This is a genomic window from Longimicrobium sp., from assembly GCA_036387335.1.
Classification (GTDB): domain Bacteria; phylum Gemmatimonadota; class Gemmatimonadetes; order Longimicrobiales; family Longimicrobiaceae; genus Longimicrobium.
The window spans coordinates 1-20,889 of sequence record DASVTZ010000078.1; the positions used below are offsets into that span (position 1 = coordinate 1).

Here is a 20,889-nt window from a genome sequence, read left to right on the forward strand (position 1 = left end):
CGCGGGAGAGCACTCCGCCCCTCTTCCGCGTCTCCGCGCCTCCGCGTGAGATTCTTCGATCTTCGACATTAGCCCCAATACCCGCGGATCGCGGCGAGGAGCCCGGGAATCGTGTACTCGGCCGCCTCCACGTCCACCCGCATGCCCAGCTCGCGCAGGGTGCCGGAGGTGATGGGGCCGATGGATGCCACCGCCGCCCCACCCGTGTCCGCCCCCACGAGATCCGCGAAGTTGTGCACCGTCGAGCTGGCGGTAAACGTCACCAGGTCCACCTCGCCCGCGGCGATGCGGCGCTTGACCTCGTCGGCGCCGGCGCCGTCCTGCACGGTGCGGTAGGCCGCGACCTCCACCACCTCCGCGCCGCGCTCCCGGAGCGAGTCGGGGAGCACCGCGCGCGCCACCTCGGCGCGCGGCAGCAGGATGCGGGCGCCGCGCAGATCGGCGGCGGCGCCGAGCGCCTCCACCGTCGCCTCGGCCACGTACTCCTCCGGCACCAGGTCCGCGCGCACGCCGTGGCGCGCCAGCTCGGCCGCCGTCGCGGGGCCGAGGGCGCACACCCGCACGCCGCCCAGCGCGCGCGAGTCGAGCCCCTGGTGCTCCAGCGCGGCCCAGAAGTGCTCCACCCCGTTGGCGCTGGTGAAGACCACCCAGTCGAACTCCGCCACCCCCGCCGCGGCCCGCCGCAGCGCATCCACGTCCGGCGCGGCCTCGATGCGGATGGTGGGGAACTGGATCACCTCCGCGCCCAGCGCCTCCAGCTCCGCGGCGAAGTCGCTGGCCTGCGCGCGCGCCCTCGTCACCACGATGCGGCGCCCGGAGAGCGGACGGCGGTCGAACCACGCCAGCTCGTCGCGCAGCGCCACCACCTCGCCCACCACAACCACCGAAGGCGCGCCGATCCCCGCCTCGCGCACCAGCGCCGGAAGGGTGTCGAGCGTCCCGCTGACGGTGCGCTGGCGGGGGTACGTCCCCCACTCCACGGCGGCGGCGGGCGTGTCGGGGGAGCGGCCGCCCTCCACCAGGCGGGCGAAGTTGTCCGCCATCTTCCCCACGCCCATGTAGAAGACCAGCGTCCCCACGCCGCGCGCCAGGTGCGCCCAGTCCAGGTCGGTGTCGTCCTTGGTGGGATCCTCGTGCCCCGTCACCAGCGCCACCGACGCGGCGACGCCACGGTGCGTCACGGGGATGCCGGCGTACGCGGGACCCGCCACGCCCGAGGTGATCCCCGGCACGACCTCGAACGGCACCCCGGCCGCGCGCAGCACCAGCCCCTCCTCCCCGCCCCGCCCGAAGACGAACGGGTCGCCCCCCTTGAGGCGGACGACCGTGCGGTGGCGCCCCGCAAGCTCCACGAGGAGCTGGTTGATCTGCTCCTGCGTGCGGGTGTGCTCGCCGCCGCGCTTCCCCACGTACACGCGCTCGGCGCGGGCGGCGCGCTCCACGATGGCGGGCGACACGAGCGCGTCGTACACCAGCACGTCCGCGCGCGCCAGGAGCTCGGCGGCGCGTAGCGTGAGCAGCCCCGGGTCGCCGGGCCCGGCGCCCACCAGGTAGACGGTGCCCGTCACCGCGCCGTTCCCGCGCGCTCGTCTTCCGCGGCGAGAAGGTCGGCCAGCGTGCGGCGCAGGGGGATCTCCGGCGTCCATCCCAGCCCCCGCAGCCGCGATCCGTCGCCCAGCAGCAGGGGGACGTCCACGGGCCGCACGAGGCCAGGATCCTGCTCCACCCGCACCTCCACGCCGGAGATCTCCACCAGCGCGTCCAGCACCTCGCGCATCGACGACGCGGCGCCGGAGCAGACGTTGTAGGCGGTGGCGGGGACGCCGGCCTCGGCAAGGCGGCGGTAGGCGCGCACGACGTCGCGCACGTCCAGCAGGTCACGCCGCGCCTCCAGGTTCCCCACGCGCAGCACCGGCTCCGCATTGCCCGCGCGGATGGCGGCGATCTGGCGCGCCCAGCTCGGCAGGGCGAAGCGCGGGTCGTGCCCGGGGCCGGTGTGGTTGAAGGAGCGCGCCACCACCGCCTCCACCCCGCGCACGGCGGCCACGCCCACGCACGCCATCTCCGCCGCGGCCTTGGATGCGGCGTACGGGTTGGCGGGGCACAGCGGCCGCTCCTCGCTGATCGGCTGCTCCGCCTCCGGAACCGCGCCGTACACCTCGGCCGAGCCGGCCAGCACCATCCGCGTCCCCTCGGCCAGCGCCTCCACCAGCCGCAGCGTGCCGGTGGCGTTCGCGTCCCACGTCCCCACGGGGTCCCCGAACGAGTTGGCGACGCTGGCCTGCCCCGCCAGGTGGAAGACGGCCTCCGGGCGCGCCTCGGCCACCGCGGCGGCGATGGAGGCGGGGTCGGTCACGTCCAGCGCAAGCCAGCGCGCCCCCGCCGGGTCACCGGACGGGGGCGTGCCTTCCAGCGAACCCGCGAACACCTCCACCCCGTCCGCCACCAGCGAGCGGACGAGGTAGCTCCCCACGAATCCGCCCGCCCCCGTGACCAGCGCCCTCACCGGCGCGCCAGCCGCTCCAGGTCCGCGTCCACCATCATCGTCACGAGCTGGCGGAACCCGACCTCCGGCTCCCACCCCATCTCCGCCTTCGCCTTGGCGGGGCTGCCGATGAGCAGGTCCACCTCGGCGGGGCGCACGAAGCGCTCGTCCAGCACCACGTGCTCGCGCCAGTCCAGCCCCGCGTGCTCGAAGGCGGTGGAGACCAGGTCCTGCACCGAGTACGTCTCGCCGGTGGCCACCACGTAGTCTCGCGGCTCTTCCTGCTGCAGCATCAGCCACATCGCCTTCACGTAGTCGCCGGCGAAGCCCCAGTCGCGCCGGGCGTCCAGGTTGCCAAGGCGCAGCTTGTCGTCCAGGCCGTGCTTGATGCGGGCGGCGGCATCGGTCACCTTGCGCGTAACGAACTCCAGCCCGCGCCGCGGCGACTCGTGGTTGAACAGGATGCCGCTCACCGCGAAGATGTCGTAGCTCTCGCGGTAGTTGACGGTGGCCCAGTGCCCGTACACCTTGGCCACGCCGTACGGCGAGCGCGGGTAGAAGGGCGTGCTCTCCACCTGCGGCACCTCCTGCACCTTGCCGAACATCTCGCTGGACGACGCCTGGTAGAAGCGGATCTTGCGGTCGAAGATGCGGATCGCCTCCAGCATCCGCGTAACGCCCAGCGCCGTGACGTCGCCGGTGAGCACGGGCTGCGTCCACGAAGTCTGCACGAACGACTGCGCGGCCAGGTTGTACACCTCGTCCGGCCGCGACTGCTCCAGCGCGTAGTAGAGCGAGTTCTGGTCGGTCAGGTCGCCGGAGAGGAACTCGATGCGGTCCTGGATGTGCTGGATCCGCTCGAAGGTGACGGTGGAGCTGCGGCGGACGAGCCCGTATACCTTGTATCCCTTCTCCAGGAGGAGCTCGGCGAGATAGGAGCCGTCCTGGCCGGTGATGCCCGTGATGAGCGCGGTTTTCATAAGCGGAGTACGTGGAATTCGATAGCCCGGCTTGCCGGGCCAGGGAAGCGCGGGAATTTACCCCGCCGGGTGTGGGGTGTCAACGCGCCCCCGCTTGACCGGAAGGGGTGGAGGGCTTACATTGACCAGCTTGTGCCACATCCGGAATTACGTACGCATCAGGAGACTCCGATGGCTTTCTGTGCCGTCTGCGGGAAGGGCCCGCGCAGCGGGAACAACGTCAGCCACGCGAACAACAAGACCAAGCGTGTCTGGCGGCCGAACCTCCAGCCCGCTCGCATCGTGACGGAGAACGGCAACAAGCGTGTGCGTGTCTGCACCGCGTGCATCTCCGCCGGCAAGATCCGCAAGGCGGGCTGAGCCGTTCGCGTGACAACCCGAAGCGGCCGCACACCCCGGTGTGCGGCCGTTTCGTTTTAACCGCAACTGCGGCCTCACGCGGAGACGCGAAGACGCAAAGGAAAAGCAACAGCGGTCTCACACAGAGCCACAGAGATACCGAGAGAAAAGCAATAAAGGTTTTCTCTGTGGCTTGTAGTTCCCTCTGTGTTCTCTGTGTGAGGCTGTTTTTCTGTAGGTCTTGGCGTCTTCGCGTCTTTGCGTGAGAACATGCTGTAGAACAAGAAGAAGCCCCGGACGCTGCGAGCAGCACCGGGGCATCTTCTTGCGGAACGGAACCGCTCAGCCGCGATCGACCAGCTCGATCAGCGCGGTCTCGGCGCCGTCGCCCTGGCGGAAGCCGGTCTTGAGCACGCGGGTGTAGCCACCGTTGCGCTCCGCGAAACGCGGACCGATCTCCTTGAACAGCTGCGACAGCACCTCGCGGTCCTGGATCTGCCGGCCCGCCATGCGGATCGAGTGCAGGTCGCCCCGCCGCGCGAGCGTGATCAGCCGCTCCGCGAACGGACGCAGCTCCTTCGCCTTGGCCGTCGTCGTCTGGATGCGGCCGTGGCGGAACAGGCTGGTGGCCATGTTCCGCAGCGTCGCCGTACGGTGCTCCGCCGTACGCCCGAGCTGCTTCCCCTTGCTTCCGTGTCTCATAGCACCCTCATCCTTGCTCGGTGCCGTCGGCGCCGGCCCGGTTCGTGTCGGTGGCGTCGCCGCCGTTAAGGTCGCGGACGACCCACATCAGCGTGCCGTCGTCGGACTGGTCCAGCTCCTGCCCGAAGCGCAGCCCGTGGCCGGCCAGGAAGTCGCTGATCTCCTGGAGCGACTTCTTGCCGAAGTTGTCGATCGCCAGCATCTGCTGCTCGCTGCGCTGCACCAGGTCCTTGACCGTGTGGATGTTCTCCTTCTGCAGCGAGTTGCGGCTGCGCACGGAGAGCTCGGTAAGGTCTTCGATGGGGCGGTTGAGGAGCTCCTGGAGCTTCCCCGGCACCGGCGAGCGCCCGGCGGGAACCGCCGCGCCCATCCCCGAACCCTCGCCCCAGCTGCGGTCCATCCGCCACTCGGGCGTGCCCCCGGCCAGGAAGGCCAGGTGCTCGATGGCGAGGCGCGCCGCGTACTGCACCGCGCTCCGCACGTCGATCGCCCCGTTGGTCTCCACTTCGAGCACCAGGCGGTCGAAGTCGGTGCGCTGGCCCACGCGCGTCTCCTCGACCACGAAGTTGGCGCGCGTCACCGGGTTGTACACCGCGTCCACCCGCACCAGGTCCGCCGGCATGCCGCGCGGAATGGGGTGGAGCTCGGCGAGCACGAAGCCGCGCCCCTTGTTCACGTACAGCTCGATGCGCAGGTCGCGGTCGTCCTGCAGCTCGAGGATGTGGTGGTCCAAGTTGATGACCTCCACCGACGGGTGCGGGGTGATGGCTCGCGCCGTCACCGGGCCGGCCTGCGTAGCACGCAGCTCCAGCACCGCCTCGTCCGTGTCTTCCGCCATGCGCAGGACCAGCGCCTTCAGGTTGCGGATCACCTGGTGGACGTCTTCCACCACCCCGGCGATCGTCTGGTGCTCGTGGAGCACCCCGTCCGCCCGGAACGCCCACACCGCCGAGCCGCGCAGGCTCGACAGCAGGATGCGCCGCATGGTGTTGCCCATCGTGTGCCCGAAGCCGCGCTCCAGCGGGCGAAGCACGATCTGCCCTTCCCGCGGAAGCTCTGGCAGATTGGGCATCTGCAGGCCGCTAAGATCGAGTTCCACTCGTTTTCCCTCCCAGTATGGATAGGAAGCCGGGAAGACCCGCCGCGGCACACACGCGCCGCCGCGGGTCTCCCTCGCGCGATTACTTGCTGTAGAGCTCGACGATGAGCTGCTCCTGCACCGCGAGCGGGATCTCCGCGCGGGTGGGGCGCGACACCATGCGCCCGGTGCGCGAGCCCTCGTCCACCGCCAGCCAGTTCACCGTGTTCGGCTTGGTCTTGGCGGCGAGCGACGCCTGCACCGGCAGGATGTCCTTGCTCTTGGGAGCGATCCGCACCTCGTCGCCCGGATGCACCTGGGCGGAGGCGATGTCCAGCTTGTGGCCGTTCACCTGCACGTGCCCGTGGGTGATGAGCTGGCGGGCTTCCTTGCGGGTGGACGCGAAGCCCATCCGGTAGAGGATGTTGTCCAGCCGGCTCTCGAGCCCCACGAGGAGGTTCTCGCCCGTGACGCCCTTGGCGTGGGCGGCCTTCTCGAACAGGTTGCGGAACGGACGCTCGGCCACGCCGTAGATGCGCTTCACCTTCTGCTTCTCGCGAAGCTGGTGCGCGTACTCGGAGGCCTTCTTGCGTCGCCCGCCGCCCGTCTGGCCGTGCTGGCCGGGGGCGTACGGACGGCGCTCCACCGGGCACTTCTCGGTGAAGCACTTGGTGCCCTTGAGGAACAGCTTCTGCCCTTCGCGGCGGCAAAGCCGGCACGAAGGCCCGGTGTAACGAGCCATGGTCAACCGTGTTTAGGTGGTGTGCTTGCGCGGGCTTCGTCCCCCCTACGGTCGCGGAGGTTTACGCCCTGGAACTGCGGGGAATGGGGAATGGGTTTTGGGGAATCGACCTTCCGCTGGATCTCGAGGGACCGCGGATTCCCCATTCCCCATTCCCCATTCCCTTTCTTACACGCGGCGCTTCTTGGGCGGCCGGCAGCCGTTGTGCGGAATCGGCGTGACGTCGCGGATCGACCGGATGCCCAGCCCGCTGGCGGCGAGCGCCTGGATGGCGGACTCGCGGCCGCTGCCGGGGCCCTGCACGCGCACGTGCACGCGCTTCATCCCCAGCGACAGCGCCTCGCGGGCGGCCTGCTCGGCGGCCACGGTGGCGGCGAAGGGCGTGCTCTTCTTGGAGCCCTTGAACCCCGCCTTGCCGGCGCTCCCCCACACGACGGAGTTGCCTGCCATGTCGGAGATGGTGACGAGGGTGTTGTTGAACGTCGCCTTGACGTGGGCGACTCCTTCCGCTTCGACGTTGCGCTTGGCCTTGGGGCGCCCCGCCGTCTTCGGCTTTGCCATGCTTTCTCGACTCTCCAGTTGTCTCGCGGCCTACCGCGATTCCGGTACTTCGCCGCCGGGCACCCGCCCGGCGGCGTGATCATCGGAGGGCGCGCGAGCACCCCCCGATCAGAGCCCGCCTTACTTCTTGCCGGGCTTCTTCTTCCCCGCGATGGCGCGGCGGGGACCCTTCTTGGTGCGCGCGTTGGTGTGCGTGCGCTGGCCGCGGACGGGCAGCCCGCGGCGGTGGCGCAGGCCGCGGTACGAGCCGATGTCCATCAGGCGCTTGATGTTGCGCGAGATCTCGGAGCGCAGCGCGCCTTCCACCCGGTACGTCGCGTCGATGACGCGGCGGATCCGGTTGACGTCGTCCTCGCTGAGGGCGTGGACGCGCGTGTCCGGGTTGACCCCCGCCTCGCCGAGAATCCTCTTCGACAAGGTGCGGCCGATCCCGAAAATGTACGTGAGGCCGATCTCAGCCCGCTTCTCGCGGGGAAGATCGACGCCGGCAATACGGGCCACTCTGCCTCCTGAGCCGTGTGCTGGTTAACCCTGCCGCTGCTTGTGGCGCGGGTTCTTCTTGCAGATGACGCGGACAACCCCACGCCGGCGGATCACTTTGCAGTGCTCGCAGATGGGCTTGACGCTCGCGCGGACCTTCATCGTCGCCTCTCTGGTACGGTTTGAACTGTAGCCTGGTAAAATAGGCGAACTTCGCGTATTTGGCAACTGCAAGGGATTAGGGATTAGGGATCAGGGAATAGGTAACAGCCGCTGCAGTCCTAATCCCTAGTCCCTATTCCCTATTCCCCTGCTGTCCTAATCCCTAGTCCCTATTCCCTATTCCCTATTCCCTACGCCGTCAAAATCCTCGGCCCCTCCGCCGTCACCGCCACCGTATGCTCCCAGTGCGCGGAGACCTTGCGGTCGGCGGTCACCACGGTCCAGCGGTCGGGGAGGGTGCGGACGCCGGCGGTGCCCAGGTTGAACATGGGCTCGATGGCGATCACCAGCCCCTCCACCAGCTTCATCCCCTTGCCGCGCTTCCCGAAGTTGGGAACCTGCGGCTCCTCGTGCGGGCTGCGGCCCAGGCCGTGGCCCACCAGCTCGCGGACCACGCCGTACCCCTGGCGGTCCGCCACCTCCTGGATGGCGGCGCCCACGTCGCCCAGCCGGTTTCCCGGGCGGGCTTCCGCGATCCCCCTGTAGAGGGCGTCGCGGGTGAGCTCCACCAGCTGCTTCGCCTCCGGCGCGGGCTCGCCCACGGGGAGCGTGACGGCGGCGTCGGCGTAGAAGCCGTCCAGCTTGACGCCGCAGTCCACCGACACCAGGTCCCCCTCCACCAGCTTGCGGCGCACCGAGGGGATGCCGTGCACCACCTCGTGGTTCACCGAGATGCACAGCGTCGCGGGGAAACCGTACAGCCCCTTGAACGCCGGCTCGGCTCCCGCGTGGCCGCGGATGAACCCCTCGGCCCAGCGGTCCAGGTCGGCCGTGGTCACCCCCGGCTCCAACTTGGAGGGGAGCTCCCGGTACAGCGCCGCCAGCACCGCCCCGCCGCGGGCGATCGCGTCGATCTCGGACGCCGTCTTGAGGTGGATCACCGCCCCAGCAGCTCCATGATCTCGCCCTGCACCTGCTCGATCTGCCGGGTGCCGTCCACGTGGTGCACGGGCACGCCCGCGCTTTCGTAGAAGGCCACCAGCGGCGCCGTGGTCTGGCGGTAGATGGCCAGGCGGTTGCGCACCGTCTCCTCCTGGTCGTCCGGCCGCTGCACCAGCCGCCCGGCGATCTCGGCCGGGGGCGGCGCGTGCTCCAGGTGGTACACGGCGCCCGTCTCCGGGTCGGTGCGGCGCCCGCTCATGCGGCGCACGATCACCTCCTCCGGGACGTCGATGTAGACCACCGCGTCGATGCGGCGCCCGATCTCGTCCAGCAGCCCGGCCAGCGACTCGCCCTGCGCCACGTTGCGCGGGTAGCCGTCGAAGATGGCCCCCGTCTTCGCCTCGGGCCGGGTGAGCGCCTCGCGCACCAGTCCCAGCACCACCGTGTCCGGCACCAGCTCGCCGGCGTCCATGTAGCGCTTGGCCTCCTGCCCCAGCGTGGTGCCCTGGCGGAGCGCGTCGCGCAGCATGTCGCCGGTGGCGATCTTGGGCACGCCCATCCGCTCGGCGAGCAGCGCGCCCTGGGTACCTTTGCCGGCACCCGGGGCGCCGAGGAGAATCAGATCCATTGTGTGCCGAATTACGGGGAAAAGTGCCCAGTGCCTAGTGCCAAGTGCCCAGTAACCGCTCGGAGTTACTAGGCACTCGGCACTGGGCACTCGGCACTGCCGTTCAGATAAACCGCTGCTGCCGTCCGCGGAACTTGACGCGCCCCTTCTTCATGAAGCCGTCGTAGCGGCGGAGCAGGAGGTGCTGCTGCATCTGCTGCACCGTGTCCAGCGCCACGCCCACCACGATCAGGAGGCCCGTACCGCCAAGCACGCGGTTCAGCCCCGTCACGCCCAGCGAGTGCAGGATCACCGCCGGGATGATGGCGATGGCGGCCAGAAAGAGCGCGCCCGGAAGCGAGATGCGCGTCATCACACGGTCGATGTACTTGGCCGTGTTCGCGCCCGGCTTGATCCCCGGCACGAACGCGCCCTGCTTCTTCAGGTTCTCCGCGATGTCCACCGGGTTGTAGATGATCGCGGTGTAGAAGTACGTGAAGAAGATGATCAGCAGCGCGAACGCCAGGTGGTACGGCCACGTGTTCACTGCAAACACGTCCGCCAGCGCCCGCATCGGCCCCACGTTCGGCCAGAACTGCGCCATCGTGGCCGGCACGATCATGATCGACTGGGCGAAGATGATCGGCATCACGCCGGCCATGTTCAGCCGAAGCGGGATGAACGACTTCTGCCCCTGCCGGATGCGCCCGCGCCCCATCACCTTCTGCGGGATCTGCACCGGGACCTTGCGCTGCGCCATGGTGAGCGCCACCGTCGCCGAGATGGTGGCCAGCATCAGCGCCACCAGCACCAGGATCGCCACCGGGCGCACCTGGCCCAGGCTCACCAGCCGCCCCGTCTCGTACAACGCCGACGGGATCCCCTCGACGATCGAGAAGAAGATCATCAGGCTCATCCCGTTGCCGATCCCCCGCTCGGTGATCTGCTCGCCCAGCCACATGATGAACACGGCGCCCGTAACGAGCGTCAGGATCATCGACAGGCGGAAGCCCCACCCCGGGTACACCACGCCGCCCGGCACCGACTCCACGAACACGGCGTAGCCGTAGGCCTGGAACGTCGCCAGCACCACGGTGGCATAGCGGGTGTACTGCGTCAGCTTCTTGCGCCCCTCCTCACCCTCCTTCTGCATCTTCTCCACGGAGGGCACTACGGTGGCCAGCAGCTGGAACATGATGCTGGCCGAGATATACGGCATGATGCCGAGGGCGAACACCGTGGCGCGCGAGAGCCCGCCCCCGACGAACATGTCGTAGATCCCGAACGCGGTCCCCTGGAGCTGCCCGACGTACGCCGCGAGGGCGTTGACGTCGATCCCCGGAGCCGTGACGTGCGCGCCCGTGCGGTACACCGCCAGGCAGATGAGCGTGAAGAGGATCTTCTCCTTCAGCTCCGGAATCCGGAAAAGGTTCGCGACGGGATTCGACATGATCAGGCGATCTCCTGGACGGTGCCGCCGAGCCCCTCGATCTTCTGACGGGCGCTCTGGCTGAAGCGGTGCGCCGAGATGTTGAGCTTGCGGGTGAGGTCACCCGTGCCCAGCACCTTCACCGGGCGCCGCGGGTGGCCCACCAGCCCGGCCGCGTGCAGCGTCTCGGGCGTCACGTCGGAGCCCTCTTCCAGCTTCTCCAGCTGGTACAGGTTCACCACCTGGTACTCCACCCGGTTGAGCGGGGTGAAGCCGCGCTTGGGGAGCCGGCGGTGGAGCGGCATCTGGCCGCCTTCGAAGCCGGGCTTGCCGCCGCCGGGGCCCGAGTGGCCGGCGCGGGCCATGGAGCCCTTGTGCCCCTTGCCGGCCGTCTTGCCCTGGCCGCTGCCGGGGCCGCGCCCCAGGCGCTTGGTGTCGCGGTGCGAGCCTTCCGGCGCCCGCAGGTTGCTGAGGTCAGCCATTGGTCACCTGCCCTTCGGGGGCCTCGCTCACCTCTACGAGGTGGCGGACCTGGAAGATCATGCCGCGGATCGCGGAGTTGTCGTCCTGGACGACGCTGCGCTGGTGCTTGAGCCCCAGCGCCTGCAGCGTCGCGCGGTGCTTGCTCGGCGCGCCTACGCCGCTCTTGACCTGCTTGATGAGGATCTTAGCCACGGGCGCCTCCCAGCGACTCCACCGTCACGCCGCGCTCCAGCGCGATCTGCTCGCGCGTGGTGAGGTGCGTGAGGGCGTCCATGGTGGCGTGCACCATGTTGAAGGGGTTGTTGCTCCCCAGCGACTTGGTGAGGATGTCGTGCACCCCCACGCACTCCAGCACCGCGCGAACCGCGCCGCCGGCGATCACGCCGGTGCCCGGGGCCGCGGGGCGAAGGAGGACGCGCCCGGCGCCGTGCTCGCCGATGATGTCGTGCGGCAGGGTGCCGGCCAGAACCGGCACGCGCACCATGGCGCGGCGGGCCGAGTCGATCGCCTTGCGCACCGCCTCCGAAACCTCGTTCGCCTTGCCGGTGCCGATCCCCACCTTCCCCGCCTGGTCGCCCACGGCCACCAGCGCGGTGAAGGAGAAGCGCCGGCCGCCCTTCACCACCTTGGCGACGCGGTTGATGTGGATCACGTTCTCCTTGAACTCGCTCTCGCGGGCCTGGTCGCGCCCGCCACGGCCGCCGTCGCGCCCGCCGCGGCGGTCGCCGCCCTGGCCGCGCGCGCCGCGGTCGTCGCCGCCCTGCCCGCCACGCCCGCCGCCGCCGCCGAAGCCGCCGCCCGGAGCGCCGCCGCCGCGGCCACGGCCGCCGCCGGCACCGCCGCCGAAGCCGCCGCCCGGGGCACCGCCGCCACGCCCGCGCCCGCCGCCACCGCCGCCACCCGGGGCGCCGCCGGTCCTGTTCTGCTGCTCAGCCATTGAGATCTCCCTCAGAACTCGAGGCCGCCCTCGCGGGCGCCCTCGGCAAAGGCCTTGACGCGGCCGTGGTACAGGTAGCCGCCGCGATCGAAGACCACCTGGGTGATCCCCATCTCCTTGGCGCGCTCGGCGAGCGCGCGGCCCGCGGCCCGGCTCTGCTCGGTCTTGGTCTGCTCGGCGCGCTGGGCGCGGAGGTCGGAGTTCAGTGTGGAAAGGCCCACCAGGGTCTTCCCCGCCACGTCGTCCACCACCTGCCCCTCGACGTTGTTGAGCGACCGGTACACCACCAGCCGCGGCCGCTGCTGCGTGCCGTTGACCTTGGCGCGTACGCGGCGGTGACGCCGCTCGCGGCGGTCCCGGCGCGACTTGATGCGCAGTCTCTTCGCCATCGTTCCGTTCCTGTTGGTTGACTATGCGATGATTCGCCTAACGTTGGGACGGGGGCGGCTTACTTGCCGCCCGCCTTCCCGGCCTTCCGGCGGATCACCTCGCCCTGGTACTTCACGCCCTTCCCCTTGTACGGCTCGGGGGGACGGAGGGAGCGGATCTCGGCCGCCACCTGGCCGACGACTTCCTTGTTGCTCCCGGAGATCTCGACGGTGGTGGGGTTCACGGCGCGCAGGGTGATCCCCTCCGGCGCCTTGTAGTCGATCGGGTGCGAGTAGCCCAGCGCCAGCGTCAGCCCGAAGGGCTTCGTCTCCGCGCGGTAGCCCACGCCCACGATCTCCAGCGTCTTGGTGAAGCCGGTGGTGACGCCCTCCACCATGTTGGCCACCAGCGTGCGGCTGAGGCCGTGCAGGGCGCGGTGGGTGGGCGCGTCCGAGGGGCGCTCCACCAGGATGTTCTCCTCTTCGCGGCGCACGATCACCTCGCGGTGCAGCGTGCGGGCGAGCTCGCCCTTGGGGCCCTTCACGCGCACGTGCTGCCCGTCGATCGTAACGTCCACCCCGCTGGGGATGGCGATCGGCCTTCTTCCGATTCGCGACATCTTGGCTCCTCTCGCGGTTAGTAGACGATGGCGAGGAGCTCGCCGCCGATCTTGGCGGCGCGGGCCTCGCGGTCGGTCATCACCCCGCGCGAGGTGGAGAGCACGGCCATCCCCAGCCCGTTGCGCACCCGCGGAATCTCTTCCGCGCCCACGTAGCGGCGCAGCCCCGGCTTGGAGACGCGCTTGAGCTCCCGGATGATCGGCTGCTCCTGGTAGTACTTCAGGTAAAGCCGAAGCACGCCATGCTTGCCGTCGTCCAGCAGCTTGTAGTCGTGGATGTACGCGTTGTCCTTGAGGAGCCGCGCGATCTCCGTCTTCAGCTTCGACACCGGCATGTCCACTCGGCGCTGGCGCGCCATACCCGCATTGCGGATACGAGTGAGCATGTCGGCGATGGGGTCGGTCATCATCGCCCGATTCTCCTATAGTATCCGGCGCGTTGGTGGCCGGACTCGTAGGAAGTTGAGAAGGGGGAAGTCCCAAGTACTGAGTGCGGGAGTCCTAAGTCCTAAGTGCTAAGTCCTGGAGTGCTGACGACAGCCACCCGAGACTTAACACCTGGCACTTAGCACTTAGCACTTAGCACCTAGCACTGCCGTTTACCAGCTCGCCTTGCGCACCCCGGGGATCTCCCCGGCCAGCGCCATCTGCCGGAAGCAGATGCGGCAGAGCCCGAACTTCCGCAGCACAGCGCGCGGGCGCCCGCACCGGTTGCACCGGTTGCGGTGGCGTACCGCGAACTTCTGCTTGCCGTTGTTCCGTTCGATCAGGGCCTTGCGTGCCATGGACCGTGCCTAGAGTTGTTGCGATTGCGCTGGACAACAGTGCCCAGTGCCTGGTCCCCAGTGCCAAGTGCTCGGTGCCCAGTGGACCAGCGCGGCGCCCGGAATCCGCAAAGATAACGGAATCAGGCACTTGGCACTAGGCACTGAGCACCAGGCACTGGGTACTGCGGTTTTACCCCGCGTTCACCTGCACCGGGGTCTCGCCCCGGAACGGCACGCCCAGCTCGCGCAGCAGCGCCAGCGCCAGGTCGTCGCGGTTGGTGGACGTCACGATCGTGATGTCCATCCCGTGGATCTTGTCCACCTTGTCGTAGTTGATCTCCGGAAAGATCAGCTGCTCCTTCACGCCCAGCGTGTAGTTGCCGCGCCCGTCGAACGAGCGGGTAGACACGCCGCGGAAGTCGCGGATACGCGGCATCGCCACGTTGATCAGGCGGTCCAGGAACTCCCACATCCGCTCGCGCCGCAGCGTGACCGCCGCGCCGATGGGCGAGCCCTCGCGCAGGGCGAAGTTGGAGATGGCCTTCTTGGCCTTGGTCACCACCGCCTTCTGGCCGGTGATCTGGCCCAGCTCGGCCACCACCGCGTCCAGCAGCTTGGGGTTCTTGGGCGCCTCGCCCAGGCCCACGTTGATGACGATCTTCTCGAGCGTCGGAAGCTGCATCACGTTGGTGAGCCCCAGGTCCTGGCGGAGCTTAGGGCGCGCCGTCTCTTCGTAGTAGCGCTGCAGGCGCGGCTTCTGGCGCGCGGCGGCGCCGTTTTCGGTCGTCGACATTTCAGTTCGCTCCGTATCCCCACGCGGCCCGCAGGGGGCCCGGGGGGGCGGTCACGCGCGGGGACCGGCGCGCCATGTGCGCGCGGCCCCCGGGCAGAATCATTTCAAAGTACCAGAAATCCCACGCATCCCTCTGGAAGTGCTAAGTGCCAAGTGCTAAGTGCTGAACCGCGGTTACTTAGCACTTAGGACTTAGGACTTAGGACTTAGGACTTAGGACTTAGGACTTAGGACTTCCCCGTCGTCAGTCCAGCACCCGCGGAATCGCGTTCCCCGAGCGCACCGAGACGCGCTGGCGCTTTCCGTCGGCGTCCACCCCGGAGCGCACCCGCGTGGGCTCGCCCGTGGTGGGGTCCAGCAGCATCACGTTCGACACGTGCACCGGCGCCTCGAACTGCACGATCCCGCCTTCCGGCGAGGCCTGCGAGGGCTTCATGTGCCGCTTGCGCATGTTCACGCCCTGGATGACCACGCGGTTCTTCTCGGGCTCCACGCGCAGGACCACGCCTTCCTGGTCCTTGTGGTTCCCCGCGATCACCTTGACGCGGTCGCCGCGGCGGATCTTCATCTTGGCCATCAGATCACCTCCGGGGCCAGCGAGACGATCTTCATGTAGCGCTTGTCGCGCAGCTCGCGGGCCACCGGCCCGAAGATGCGGGTGGCGCGGGGCTCGCCCGCGTCGTTGATGATGACGGCCGCGTTCTCGTCGAAGCGGATGTACGAGCCGTCCTTGCGCCGCACGTTGCTGGTGGTGCGCACGATGACCGCCGTGGCCACGTCGCCCTTCTTCACCGTGCCGTCCGGGAGCGCGTCCTTGACGGCCACGATCACGCGGTCGCCGATGGAGGCGTAGCGGCGCTTGCTTCCACCCAGCACGCGGATCACCAGGGCGCGCTTGGCGCCCGAGTTGTCGGCGATGCGGATGATCGATTCCTGCTGCAGCATGGGTTCGTTTCCTGTGATCCGTGGGCCATCCCGCCGGCGCCTAAGGCCGGCGGGGAAGAGCCGCCGAGGTTAGCGGGCCCGCTCGATCAGCTCCGACACGCGCCAACGCTTCAGCTTGCTGAGCGGGCGCGTCTCGGTGATCCGGACCGTGTCGCCGACGTGGTACTCGTTCCCCTCGTCGTGCGCGTGGTACTTCTTGGTGCGCGTCACCTGCTTGCCGTACAGCGGGTGGGCGAAGCGGCGCTCCACCTTCACCACCACGGTCTTGTCGCTCTTGTCGGAGACGACGACGCCCACGCGCGTCTTGCGGCGGCCGCGCTCGTCCTGCCCCTGCGCGGAGGCGGCGTTCTGGTTCTCGGCGTTCATCAGCTGGCCTTCGCGGTCTGCAGTTCACGCTCGCGCTGCACGGTCTTGAGCTGCGCGATGTCGTTGCGGATGGTGCGGAGCACCATCGGGTTCTCCAGCTGCTGCGTCGCGGCGCGGAAGCGCAGCCGGAACCGCTCCTCCTGCAGCTGCGTGATCCGGTCGGCGATCTCCTGGTCCGTCAGCTCGCGGATATCGGACGTCTTCACGCGGCACCTCCCTCGGCGGTAGCGGCCACGGCGGCTTCCTGGCCGGAGCGCTCGCGGACGATGAACTTGCTCTTCACCGGCAGCTTGGCCGCGGCCAGCTGCATGGCGCGCTTCGCCACCTCGGGCGCGACCCCTTCCAGCTCGAACATGATGCGGCCCGGCTTCACCACGGCCACCCACGCCTCGGGGTTGCCCTTGCCCTTGCCCATGCGCACTTCGAGGGGCTTCTTGGTGATGGACTTGTCCGGGAAGATCCGGATCCACACCTTGCCGCCGCGCTTGATGTGGCGCGTCATGGCGATACGGGCGGCCTCGATGGTCCGGTTGGTGATCCAACCCGGCTCCAGGGCCTGCAGCCCGTACTCGCCGAACGCCACGTAGTTGCCGCGCGTGGCCTTGCCACGCATGCGGCCCTTCATCTGCTTTCTGAACTTAACTCTCTTGGGAGCAAGCATCGTTCAATCCCCTTCGGCTCAGGCGTCCGTGGAATAGGTGCGCCCGGTGCGGCGGCTCTCCACCACCTCGCCCTTGAACACCCACACCTTCACCCCGATGGTGCCGTAGGTGGTGCGGGCGGTCGACTGTGCGTAGTCGATGTCGGCGCGCAGCGTCTGGAGCGGAATGCGCCCCTCCTTGTACATCTCGGTACGGGCGATCTCGGCGCCGTTGAGGCGGCCGGCCACCTGAACCTTGATCCCCTCGGCGCCGGAGCGCATGGCGTTCTGCACGGCGCGCTTCATGGCGCGGCGGAACGACACGCGCTGCACGATCTGGTGGGCGATCGAGTCGGCGATGAGCTGCGCGTCCACCTCGGGGCGCTTCACCTCCTCCACGTTGATCGCCACTTCGCTGCCGCCCGAAAGGCGGCCCAGCTCGTCGCGCAGCTTGTCGACCTCGGAGCCGCCCTTGCCGATCACCACGCCCGGACGGGCGGTGTGCACGGTCACGACGACCTTCCCCGGCTTGCGCTCGATCTCGATCTCGCTGATCGAGGCGTGCCCAAGGCGCTGGTTCAGGTACTTCCGGATCGTCTCGTCTTCCACGAGCAGCGCGGGGAAGTTGCGCTCGGCGTACCAGCGGGACTTCCACGGGGCGACGATGCCCAGGCGGAATCCCCTCGGATGCGTCTTCTGTCCCACGGCTACTCCTTGCGGTCGACGATGATGGTGACGTGGCTGGTCCGCTTGATGATCGGCGTCGCCCGGCCCATGGCGCGGGGCGAGAACCGCTTCAGCCGCGGACCCTCGTTTACGTACGCCTCGCGAACCACCAGCTCGTCGGCGTCGAGGTAGACCTTCGCCTCGTCGGCCTTCTGCGTGGCGTTGGCCACGGCGGAGCGGAGGGTCTTCTCGATGGGGCGCGTGGCGCCCTTCTTCGAGAACTTGAGGATGGCGTACGCTTCGTTTACGCCGCGGCCGCGGATCAGGTCCAGGACCAGCCGCATCTTGCGCGGCGACATCCCGACGCCGCGGGCGATGGCACGAGCCTGCATCGTGTCAGTCTCCTTTCGCATCGGTTAACGCGCCTTCGCGCGCTTGTCGACCAGCTTGCCGCCGTGGCCGCGGAAAGTGCGCGTGGGCGCGAACTCGCCGAGCTTGTGCCCGACCATCTGCTCGGTCAGGTACACGGGGATGAACTTGTTTCCGTTGTGCACGGCCAGCGTGTGGCCGACGAACTCGGGAGTGATGGTGCTGGCACGGGACCACGTCTTGACCACCCGCCGCTCGTTCCGCTCGTTCATCTGGCGGATCTTGGCAAGCAGGGAGTCCTGGACGAACGGCCCCTTCTTGAGGCTTCTCGGCATTCGGTCTCTCGCTCTTCGTCTCTCCCGGGGTCAGGTTCGCCCGGGGTTGGAGTCCACTTCGCTCCGGCACACGTGAGGAGCCAGTGGTGGACGCGAACGGAACGGGGAATGGGTGTTGGGGAATGGGGAATGGTAAAAAACAAAAGCTGTTACCATTCCCCAGTCCCCATTTCCCCATTCCCGGGGGTTACTTCGTCGCCCGGCCCCGCTTGCGGCCGCGGACGATCAGCTTGCTGCTGGCCTTCTTCACCTTCCGGGTCTTGACCCCTTCCTTCTTGCCCCACGGGGTCACGGGCGGGCGCCCGCCGGAGGTCTTCCCTTCACCGCCGCCCATCGGGTGGTCCACCGGGTTCATGGCCACGCCGCGCACGTGCGGGCGCTTGCCCCGCCAGCGGTTGGCGCCTGCCTTCCCGATCGACTGCTTCTCGTGGTCCACGTTCCCCACCTGACCGATGGTCGCCATGCACTCCTTGCGGACCATGCGCATCTCGGTGGAGGGCATGCGGAGGGTGACGTAGTCGCCCTCCTTGGCCGCGATCTGCACCCCGGCGCCGGCGGAGCGGGCCATCTGGCCGCCCTTGCCGGCGCGGAGCTCCACGTTGTGCACCATGGTGCCCAGCGGGATCTCGGAGAGCGGCAGCGCGTTTCCGGTGCGGATGTCGCTGCCGGAGCCGCTCACCACCGTGTCGCCCACCTTGAGGCCGCGCGCGGCCAGGATGTAGCGCCGCTCGCCGTCCTGGAACTCGATCAGGGCGATGTTGGCGGTGCGGTTGGGATCGTACTCGATGCGCGTGACGGTGGCCGGAGCCCCCACCTTGTTGCGCTTGAAGTCGATCACCCGGTACACCTTCTTGTGGCCGCCGCCCTTGAAGCGGCTGGTCACGCGCCCGTGGTGGTTGCGGCCACCCGTGCTGTGGATCTTCTCGGTCAGCTTCTTCTCCGGGCGGCCCGTGTGGGTCACCTCGTTGAAGTCGCTGATGGAGCGGAACCGCGTGCCGGCGGTCACCGGCTTGAACTGCTTGGTCGGCATCGCCTTACACTCCTTCGAAGAGCTCGATGCTGTCGCCGGCCTGAAGCGTGACGACCGCCTTCTTCCAGTTGACCTTCTTGCCGATGAACCGCCCCATGCGCTTCTGCTTGCCGGCGTAGTTCATGGTGCGGACGTTCGCCACCTTGACGTTGAACAGCGTCTCCACCGCCTTGGCGATCTCGATCTTGTTCGCCGCCTTGTCTACCACGAATGAGTACGCGCCCAGCCGGTCCAGGAGGTCGTGCGACTTCTCCGTGATGATCGGGCGGACGATGACTTCGTTGATGTTACGCATGGGCCACCTCTTCGGTGCTGCTGCGGACCGCGTCCAGCGCGGACGCCTCGATCACCAGCTGGCGCGCGCGCAGCACGTCGTAGGCCGAGGCCTGCGCAAAGGGCATCACTTCCACGTTCGGGATGTTGCGGACCGAGCGGTACACCGTCTCCTGGCTCCCGTTGGTCAGCACCAGCACGCGCTTGGCGCCGGCCACTCCCATCTTCCCCAGCAGCTCCGCGACCCGCTTGGTCCTGGGAGCCTCCATCGCCAGGCTGGCGATCACGGTGATCTCCTCGTTGAGCGCCCGCTGGTTGAACGCGGAGCGGCGCGCGAGGGCCTTCACCTTCTTGGGGATGTCCTGGCGGTACGAGCGCGGGTGCGGCCCGAACACCACACCGCCGCCCCGCCAGTGCGGAGCGCGGATGGAGCCCTGGCGCGCGCGGCCGGTGCCCTTCTGGCGCCACGGCTTGCGCTTGCCCCCGCTCACGTGCGCACGGGTCTTGGTTGCTGCGTTGCCCTGGCGCTGGTTGGCCAGGAACGCCTTGATCGTCTGGTGCAGCGCGGCCTCGTGCACGATGCCGTCGAACAGCTCCTCAGGAAGCTGTACCGACTCGCCCGGCTCGCCGGCGGCGTTGAAAAAGCGTGCGGAAAGCATGATCTCGGGCCCCCTACTGCTTCTGGATGAAAACGACGCCGTTCACGGGGCCCGGCACCGCGCCGCGCACGTAAAGCAGGTTGCGCTCTGCGTCGATCTTGGCCACCAGGAGGTTGCGGACCGTCTGCTGCGCGTCGCCCATGTGGCCGGGCATGCGCTTCCCCTTGATGACGCGCGACGGGTTGGTGCCCGCGCCGATGGAGCCGGGGGCGCGGTGCACGCGCGTGGCGCCGTGCGAGGCGCGCCCGCCGCCGAAGCCGTGGCGCTTGACCACGCCCTGGAAGCCGCGGCCCTTGGTCACGCCGGTCACCTTCACGCGGCCGCCGCGCTCGAACCCTTCCACCGTCACGGTGCCGCCCACTTCGGGAGCGTTCTCCTCGAAGCGGAACTCCTTGAGCACCGCCGGGGCGGCCTCGAGGCCGGCCTTGGTGGCGTGCCCCTTCTCCGCGTTGTTCACGCGCACGTCCTTCTGCGCGCCGAAGCCGAGCTGAACCGCGCTGTAGCCGTCGCGCTCGGCGGTCCGCACCTGCACCACGGGGCAGGGGCCGGCCTGGATGACGGTCACGGGCACCACGGTGCCCGCTTCGTCGAAGATCTGGGTCATCCCCAGCTTGCGTCCGATGATTCCTGACATTTCTCCGCCTCCCTCAGTCGACCTTGATCTCGACGTCCACACCGGCCGGAAGATCCAGCTTGGTGAGGGCGTCGACGGTCTGCGGGCGCGAGTCGAGGATGTCGATGACGCGCTTGTGGGTCTTCAGCTCGAACTGCTCGCGGCTCTTCTTGTCCACGTGCGGCGACCGGAGCACGGTCCACCGCTGGATTCGCGTGGGGAGGGGGATGGGGCCGCTGATGGTGGCGCCCGTCTTCTCCGCCGTGCGTACGATGTCGGCCGTGGTCTGGTCGATCACCGCGTGATCGAAGCCCTTCAGCCGGATACGGATCTTCCCTGCCATGTATCCCTCGTGCGTCGGTTGACGTTTTGGCTGGAACGACTGCCGGGGCGCGAGGGGACGATTCCCCCCGCGCCTCCGCCAACCGATGCTACTCTACGATCTCGGTGACGACGCCGGCGCCCACGGTGCGGCCGCCCTCGCGGATGGCGAAGCGCAGCTCCTTCTCCATGGCGAT

Annotated in this window: 34 protein-coding genes and 1 pseudogene; 1 reads left to right on the top strand and 34 read right to left on the bottom strand. The window is 68.8% G+C overall.

Annotated elements, in window-relative coordinates:
- Positions 1-68 precede the first annotated feature (68 nt).
- From cobA to gmd, 3 genes are read right to left on the bottom strand one after another with little or no spacing between them, the layout of a single operon-like run.
- A complete protein-coding gene (gene cobA, locus VF647_06675; GenBank protein HEX8451760.1) occupies positions 69-1,568 on the bottom strand; it encodes a uroporphyrinogen-III C-methyltransferase in 1,500 nt (499 codons plus the stop codon).
- The gene (locus VF647_06680; protein ID HEX8451761.1) at positions 1,565-2,506 is read right to left on the bottom strand and encodes a GDP-mannose 4,6-dehydratase; all 942 of its coding nucleotides are present in this window, start codon (positions 2,504-2,506) and stop codon (positions 1,565-1,567) included. The genes cobA and VF647_06680 overlap by 4 nt, the downstream gene beginning before the upstream one ends.
- On the bottom strand, positions 2,503-3,465 hold the full coding sequence (gmd, locus tag VF647_06685) for a GDP-mannose 4,6-dehydratase (GenBank protein ID HEX8451762.1): 963 nt from the start codon (positions 3,463-3,465) through the stop codon (positions 2,503-2,505). Before gmd ends, VF647_06680 begins: the two co-directional genes overlap by 4 nt.
- 171 nt (positions 3,466-3,636) lie before the next feature.
- Between gmd and rpmB the strand changes: the two genes are divergently transcribed.
- Positions 3,637-3,825 (top strand): 50S ribosomal protein L28, encoded by a 189-nt coding sequence (gene rpmB, locus VF647_06690; protein ID HEX8451763.1) that lies wholly within the window; start codon positions 3,637-3,639, stop codon positions 3,823-3,825.
- 321 nt (positions 3,826-4,146) lie between these two features.
- Here the strand turns inward: rpmB and rplQ are convergent, their stop codons facing one another.
- The 31 genes and pseudogenes from rplQ to VF647_06845 all read right to left on the bottom strand — a co-directional run.
- Positions 4,147-4,506 carry a 50S ribosomal protein L17 gene (gene rplQ, locus VF647_06695; protein HEX8451764.1) on the bottom strand — a complete coding sequence of 120 codons (360 nt, stop codon included), beginning with the start codon at positions 4,504-4,506 and terminating at the stop codon, positions 4,147-4,149.
- Between the two features lie 7 nt (positions 4,507-4,513).
- Positions 4,514-5,605 (bottom strand): DNA-directed RNA polymerase subunit alpha, encoded by a 1,092-nt coding sequence (locus VF647_06700; GenBank protein HEX8451765.1) that lies wholly within the window; start codon positions 5,603-5,605, stop codon positions 4,514-4,516.
- 82 nt (positions 5,606-5,687) lie between these two features.
- Positions 5,688-6,326, bottom strand: a complete 639-nt coding sequence (rpsD, locus tag VF647_06705; protein HEX8451766.1) for a 30S ribosomal protein S4 — start codon at positions 6,324-6,326, stop codon at positions 5,688-5,690.
- Between the two features lie 168 nt (positions 6,327-6,494).
- Positions 6,495-6,887 carry a 30S ribosomal protein S11 gene (rpsK, locus tag VF647_06710; protein ID HEX8451767.1) on the bottom strand — a complete coding sequence of 131 codons (393 nt, stop codon included), beginning with the start codon at positions 6,885-6,887 and terminating at the stop codon, positions 6,495-6,497.
- Positions 6,888-7,007: 120 nt separating this feature from the next.
- Positions 7,008-7,388: a 30S ribosomal protein S13 gene (gene rpsM / locus VF647_06715; GenBank protein HEX8451768.1), complete on the bottom strand. Its 381-nt coding sequence runs from the start codon at positions 7,386-7,388 to the stop codon at positions 7,008-7,010.
- Positions 7,389-7,412: 24 nt separating this feature from the next.
- Complete coding sequence (gene rpmJ, locus VF647_06720) at positions 7,413-7,529, bottom strand: 50S ribosomal protein L36 (protein HEX8451769.1); 117 nt, start codon at positions 7,527-7,529, stop codon at positions 7,413-7,415.
- Between the two features lie 191 nt (positions 7,530-7,720).
- Positions 7,721-8,470 carry a type I methionyl aminopeptidase gene (gene map / locus VF647_06725; protein HEX8451770.1) on the bottom strand — a complete coding sequence of 250 codons (750 nt, stop codon included), beginning with the start codon at positions 8,468-8,470 and terminating at the stop codon, positions 7,721-7,723.
- Positions 8,467-9,099, bottom strand: coding sequence for an adenylate kinase (locus VF647_06730; protein HEX8451771.1), 633 nt, complete (start codon positions 9,097-9,099; stop codon positions 8,467-8,469). Before VF647_06730 ends, map begins: the two co-directional genes overlap by 4 nt.
- 103 nt (positions 9,100-9,202) lie before the next feature.
- On the bottom strand, positions 9,203-10,528 hold the full coding sequence (gene secY / locus VF647_06735) for a preprotein translocase subunit SecY (GenBank protein HEX8451772.1): 1,326 nt from the start codon (positions 10,526-10,528) through the stop codon (positions 9,203-9,205).
- A gap of 2 nt (positions 10,529-10,530) precedes the next feature.
- Positions 10,531-10,989 (bottom strand): 50S ribosomal protein L15, encoded by a 459-nt coding sequence (rplO, locus tag VF647_06740; protein ID HEX8451773.1) that lies wholly within the window; start codon positions 10,987-10,989, stop codon positions 10,531-10,533.
- A complete protein-coding gene (gene rpmD / locus VF647_06745; protein ID HEX8451774.1) occupies positions 10,982-11,182 on the bottom strand; it encodes a 50S ribosomal protein L30 in 201 nt (66 codons plus the stop codon). Before rpmD ends, rplO begins: the two co-directional genes overlap by 8 nt.
- Positions 11,175-11,663: pseudogene (gene rpsE / locus VF647_06750) on the bottom strand (30S ribosomal protein S5). Before rpsE ends, rpmD begins: the two are co-directional and overlap by 8 nt.
- Positions 11,664-11,938: 275 nt before the next feature.
- The gene (rplR, locus tag VF647_06755; protein HEX8451775.1) at positions 11,939-12,316 is read right to left on the bottom strand and encodes a 50S ribosomal protein L18; all 378 of its coding nucleotides are present in this window, start codon (positions 12,314-12,316) and stop codon (positions 11,939-11,941) included.
- Between the two features lie 59 nt (positions 12,317-12,375).
- Positions 12,376-12,915, bottom strand: coding sequence for a 50S ribosomal protein L6 (gene rplF, locus VF647_06760; GenBank protein ID HEX8451776.1), 540 nt, complete (start codon positions 12,913-12,915; stop codon positions 12,376-12,378).
- A 17-nt stretch (positions 12,916-12,932) separates the two neighbouring features.
- Positions 12,933-13,325, bottom strand: coding sequence for a 30S ribosomal protein S8 (rpsH, locus tag VF647_06765; protein HEX8451777.1), 393 nt, complete (start codon positions 13,323-13,325; stop codon positions 12,933-12,935).
- Positions 13,326-13,514: 189 nt separating this feature from the next.
- The gene (locus VF647_06770) at positions 13,515-13,700 is read right to left on the bottom strand and encodes a type Z 30S ribosomal protein S14 (protein ID HEX8451778.1); all 186 of its coding nucleotides are present in this window, start codon (positions 13,698-13,700) and stop codon (positions 13,515-13,517) included.
- A gap of 172 nt (positions 13,701-13,872) precedes the next feature.
- Positions 13,873-14,475, bottom strand: coding sequence for a 50S ribosomal protein L5 (rplE, locus tag VF647_06775; protein ID HEX8451779.1), 603 nt, complete (start codon positions 14,473-14,475; stop codon positions 13,873-13,875).
- Positions 14,476-14,719: 244 nt separating this feature from the next.
- A complete protein-coding gene (rplX, locus tag VF647_06780; protein HEX8451780.1) occupies positions 14,720-15,043 on the bottom strand; it encodes a 50S ribosomal protein L24 in 324 nt (107 codons plus the stop codon).
- Between the two features lie 8 nt (positions 15,044-15,051).
- Positions 15,052-15,420, bottom strand: coding sequence for a 50S ribosomal protein L14 (rplN, locus tag VF647_06785; GenBank protein HEX8451781.1), 369 nt, complete (start codon positions 15,418-15,420; stop codon positions 15,052-15,054).
- Positions 15,421-15,489: 69 nt separating this feature from the next.
- Positions 15,490-15,786, bottom strand: coding sequence for a 30S ribosomal protein S17 (gene rpsQ / locus VF647_06790; protein ID HEX8451782.1), 297 nt, complete (start codon positions 15,784-15,786; stop codon positions 15,490-15,492).
- A complete protein-coding gene (gene rpmC, locus VF647_06795; GenBank protein HEX8451783.1) occupies positions 15,786-15,992 on the bottom strand; it encodes a 50S ribosomal protein L29 in 207 nt (68 codons plus the stop codon). The genes rpsQ and rpmC overlap by 1 nt, the downstream gene beginning before the upstream one ends.
- A complete protein-coding gene (gene rplP / locus VF647_06800) occupies positions 15,989-16,447 on the bottom strand; it encodes a 50S ribosomal protein L16 (GenBank protein ID HEX8451784.1) in 459 nt (152 codons plus the stop codon). Before rplP ends, rpmC begins: the two co-directional genes overlap by 4 nt.
- 18 nt (positions 16,448-16,465) lie before the next feature.
- Positions 16,466-17,131, bottom strand: coding sequence for a 30S ribosomal protein S3 (rpsC, locus tag VF647_06805; GenBank protein HEX8451785.1), 666 nt, complete (start codon positions 17,129-17,131; stop codon positions 16,466-16,468).
- A gap of 2 nt (positions 17,132-17,133) precedes the next feature.
- Positions 17,134-17,484 (bottom strand): 50S ribosomal protein L22, encoded by a 351-nt coding sequence (rplV, locus tag VF647_06810; protein HEX8451786.1) that lies wholly within the window; start codon positions 17,482-17,484, stop codon positions 17,134-17,136.
- A 24-nt stretch (positions 17,485-17,508) separates the two neighbouring features.
- On the bottom strand, positions 17,509-17,796 hold the full coding sequence (rpsS, locus tag VF647_06815; GenBank protein ID HEX8451787.1) for a 30S ribosomal protein S19: 288 nt from the start codon (positions 17,794-17,796) through the stop codon (positions 17,509-17,511).
- A 187-nt stretch (positions 17,797-17,983) separates the two neighbouring features.
- Entirely contained in the window at positions 17,984-18,826 is an 843-nt protein-coding gene (gene rplB / locus VF647_06820) for a 50S ribosomal protein L2 (protein ID HEX8451788.1), read from the bottom strand.
- Positions 18,827-18,830: 4 nt separating this feature from the next.
- Complete coding sequence (rplW, locus tag VF647_06825) at positions 18,831-19,121, bottom strand: 50S ribosomal protein L23 (protein HEX8451789.1); 291 nt, start codon at positions 19,119-19,121, stop codon at positions 18,831-18,833.
- Positions 19,114-19,758 (bottom strand): 50S ribosomal protein L4, encoded by a 645-nt coding sequence (gene rplD / locus VF647_06830; protein ID HEX8451790.1) that lies wholly within the window; start codon positions 19,756-19,758, stop codon positions 19,114-19,116. Before rplD ends, rplW begins: the two co-directional genes overlap by 8 nt.
- A 13-nt stretch (positions 19,759-19,771) precedes the next feature.
- Positions 19,772-20,392 (bottom strand): 50S ribosomal protein L3, encoded by a 621-nt coding sequence (gene rplC, locus VF647_06835; protein ID HEX8451791.1) that lies wholly within the window; start codon positions 20,390-20,392, stop codon positions 19,772-19,774.
- Positions 20,393-20,405: 13 nt separating this feature from the next.
- Positions 20,406-20,714, bottom strand: a complete 309-nt coding sequence (rpsJ, locus tag VF647_06840; GenBank protein HEX8451792.1) for a 30S ribosomal protein S10 — start codon at positions 20,712-20,714, stop codon at positions 20,406-20,408.
- Positions 20,715-20,802: 88 nt separating this feature from the next.
- On the bottom strand, positions 20,803-20,889 hold an 87-nt coding region (locus VF647_06845), incomplete at its 5' end, for a hypothetical protein (protein ID HEX8451793.1).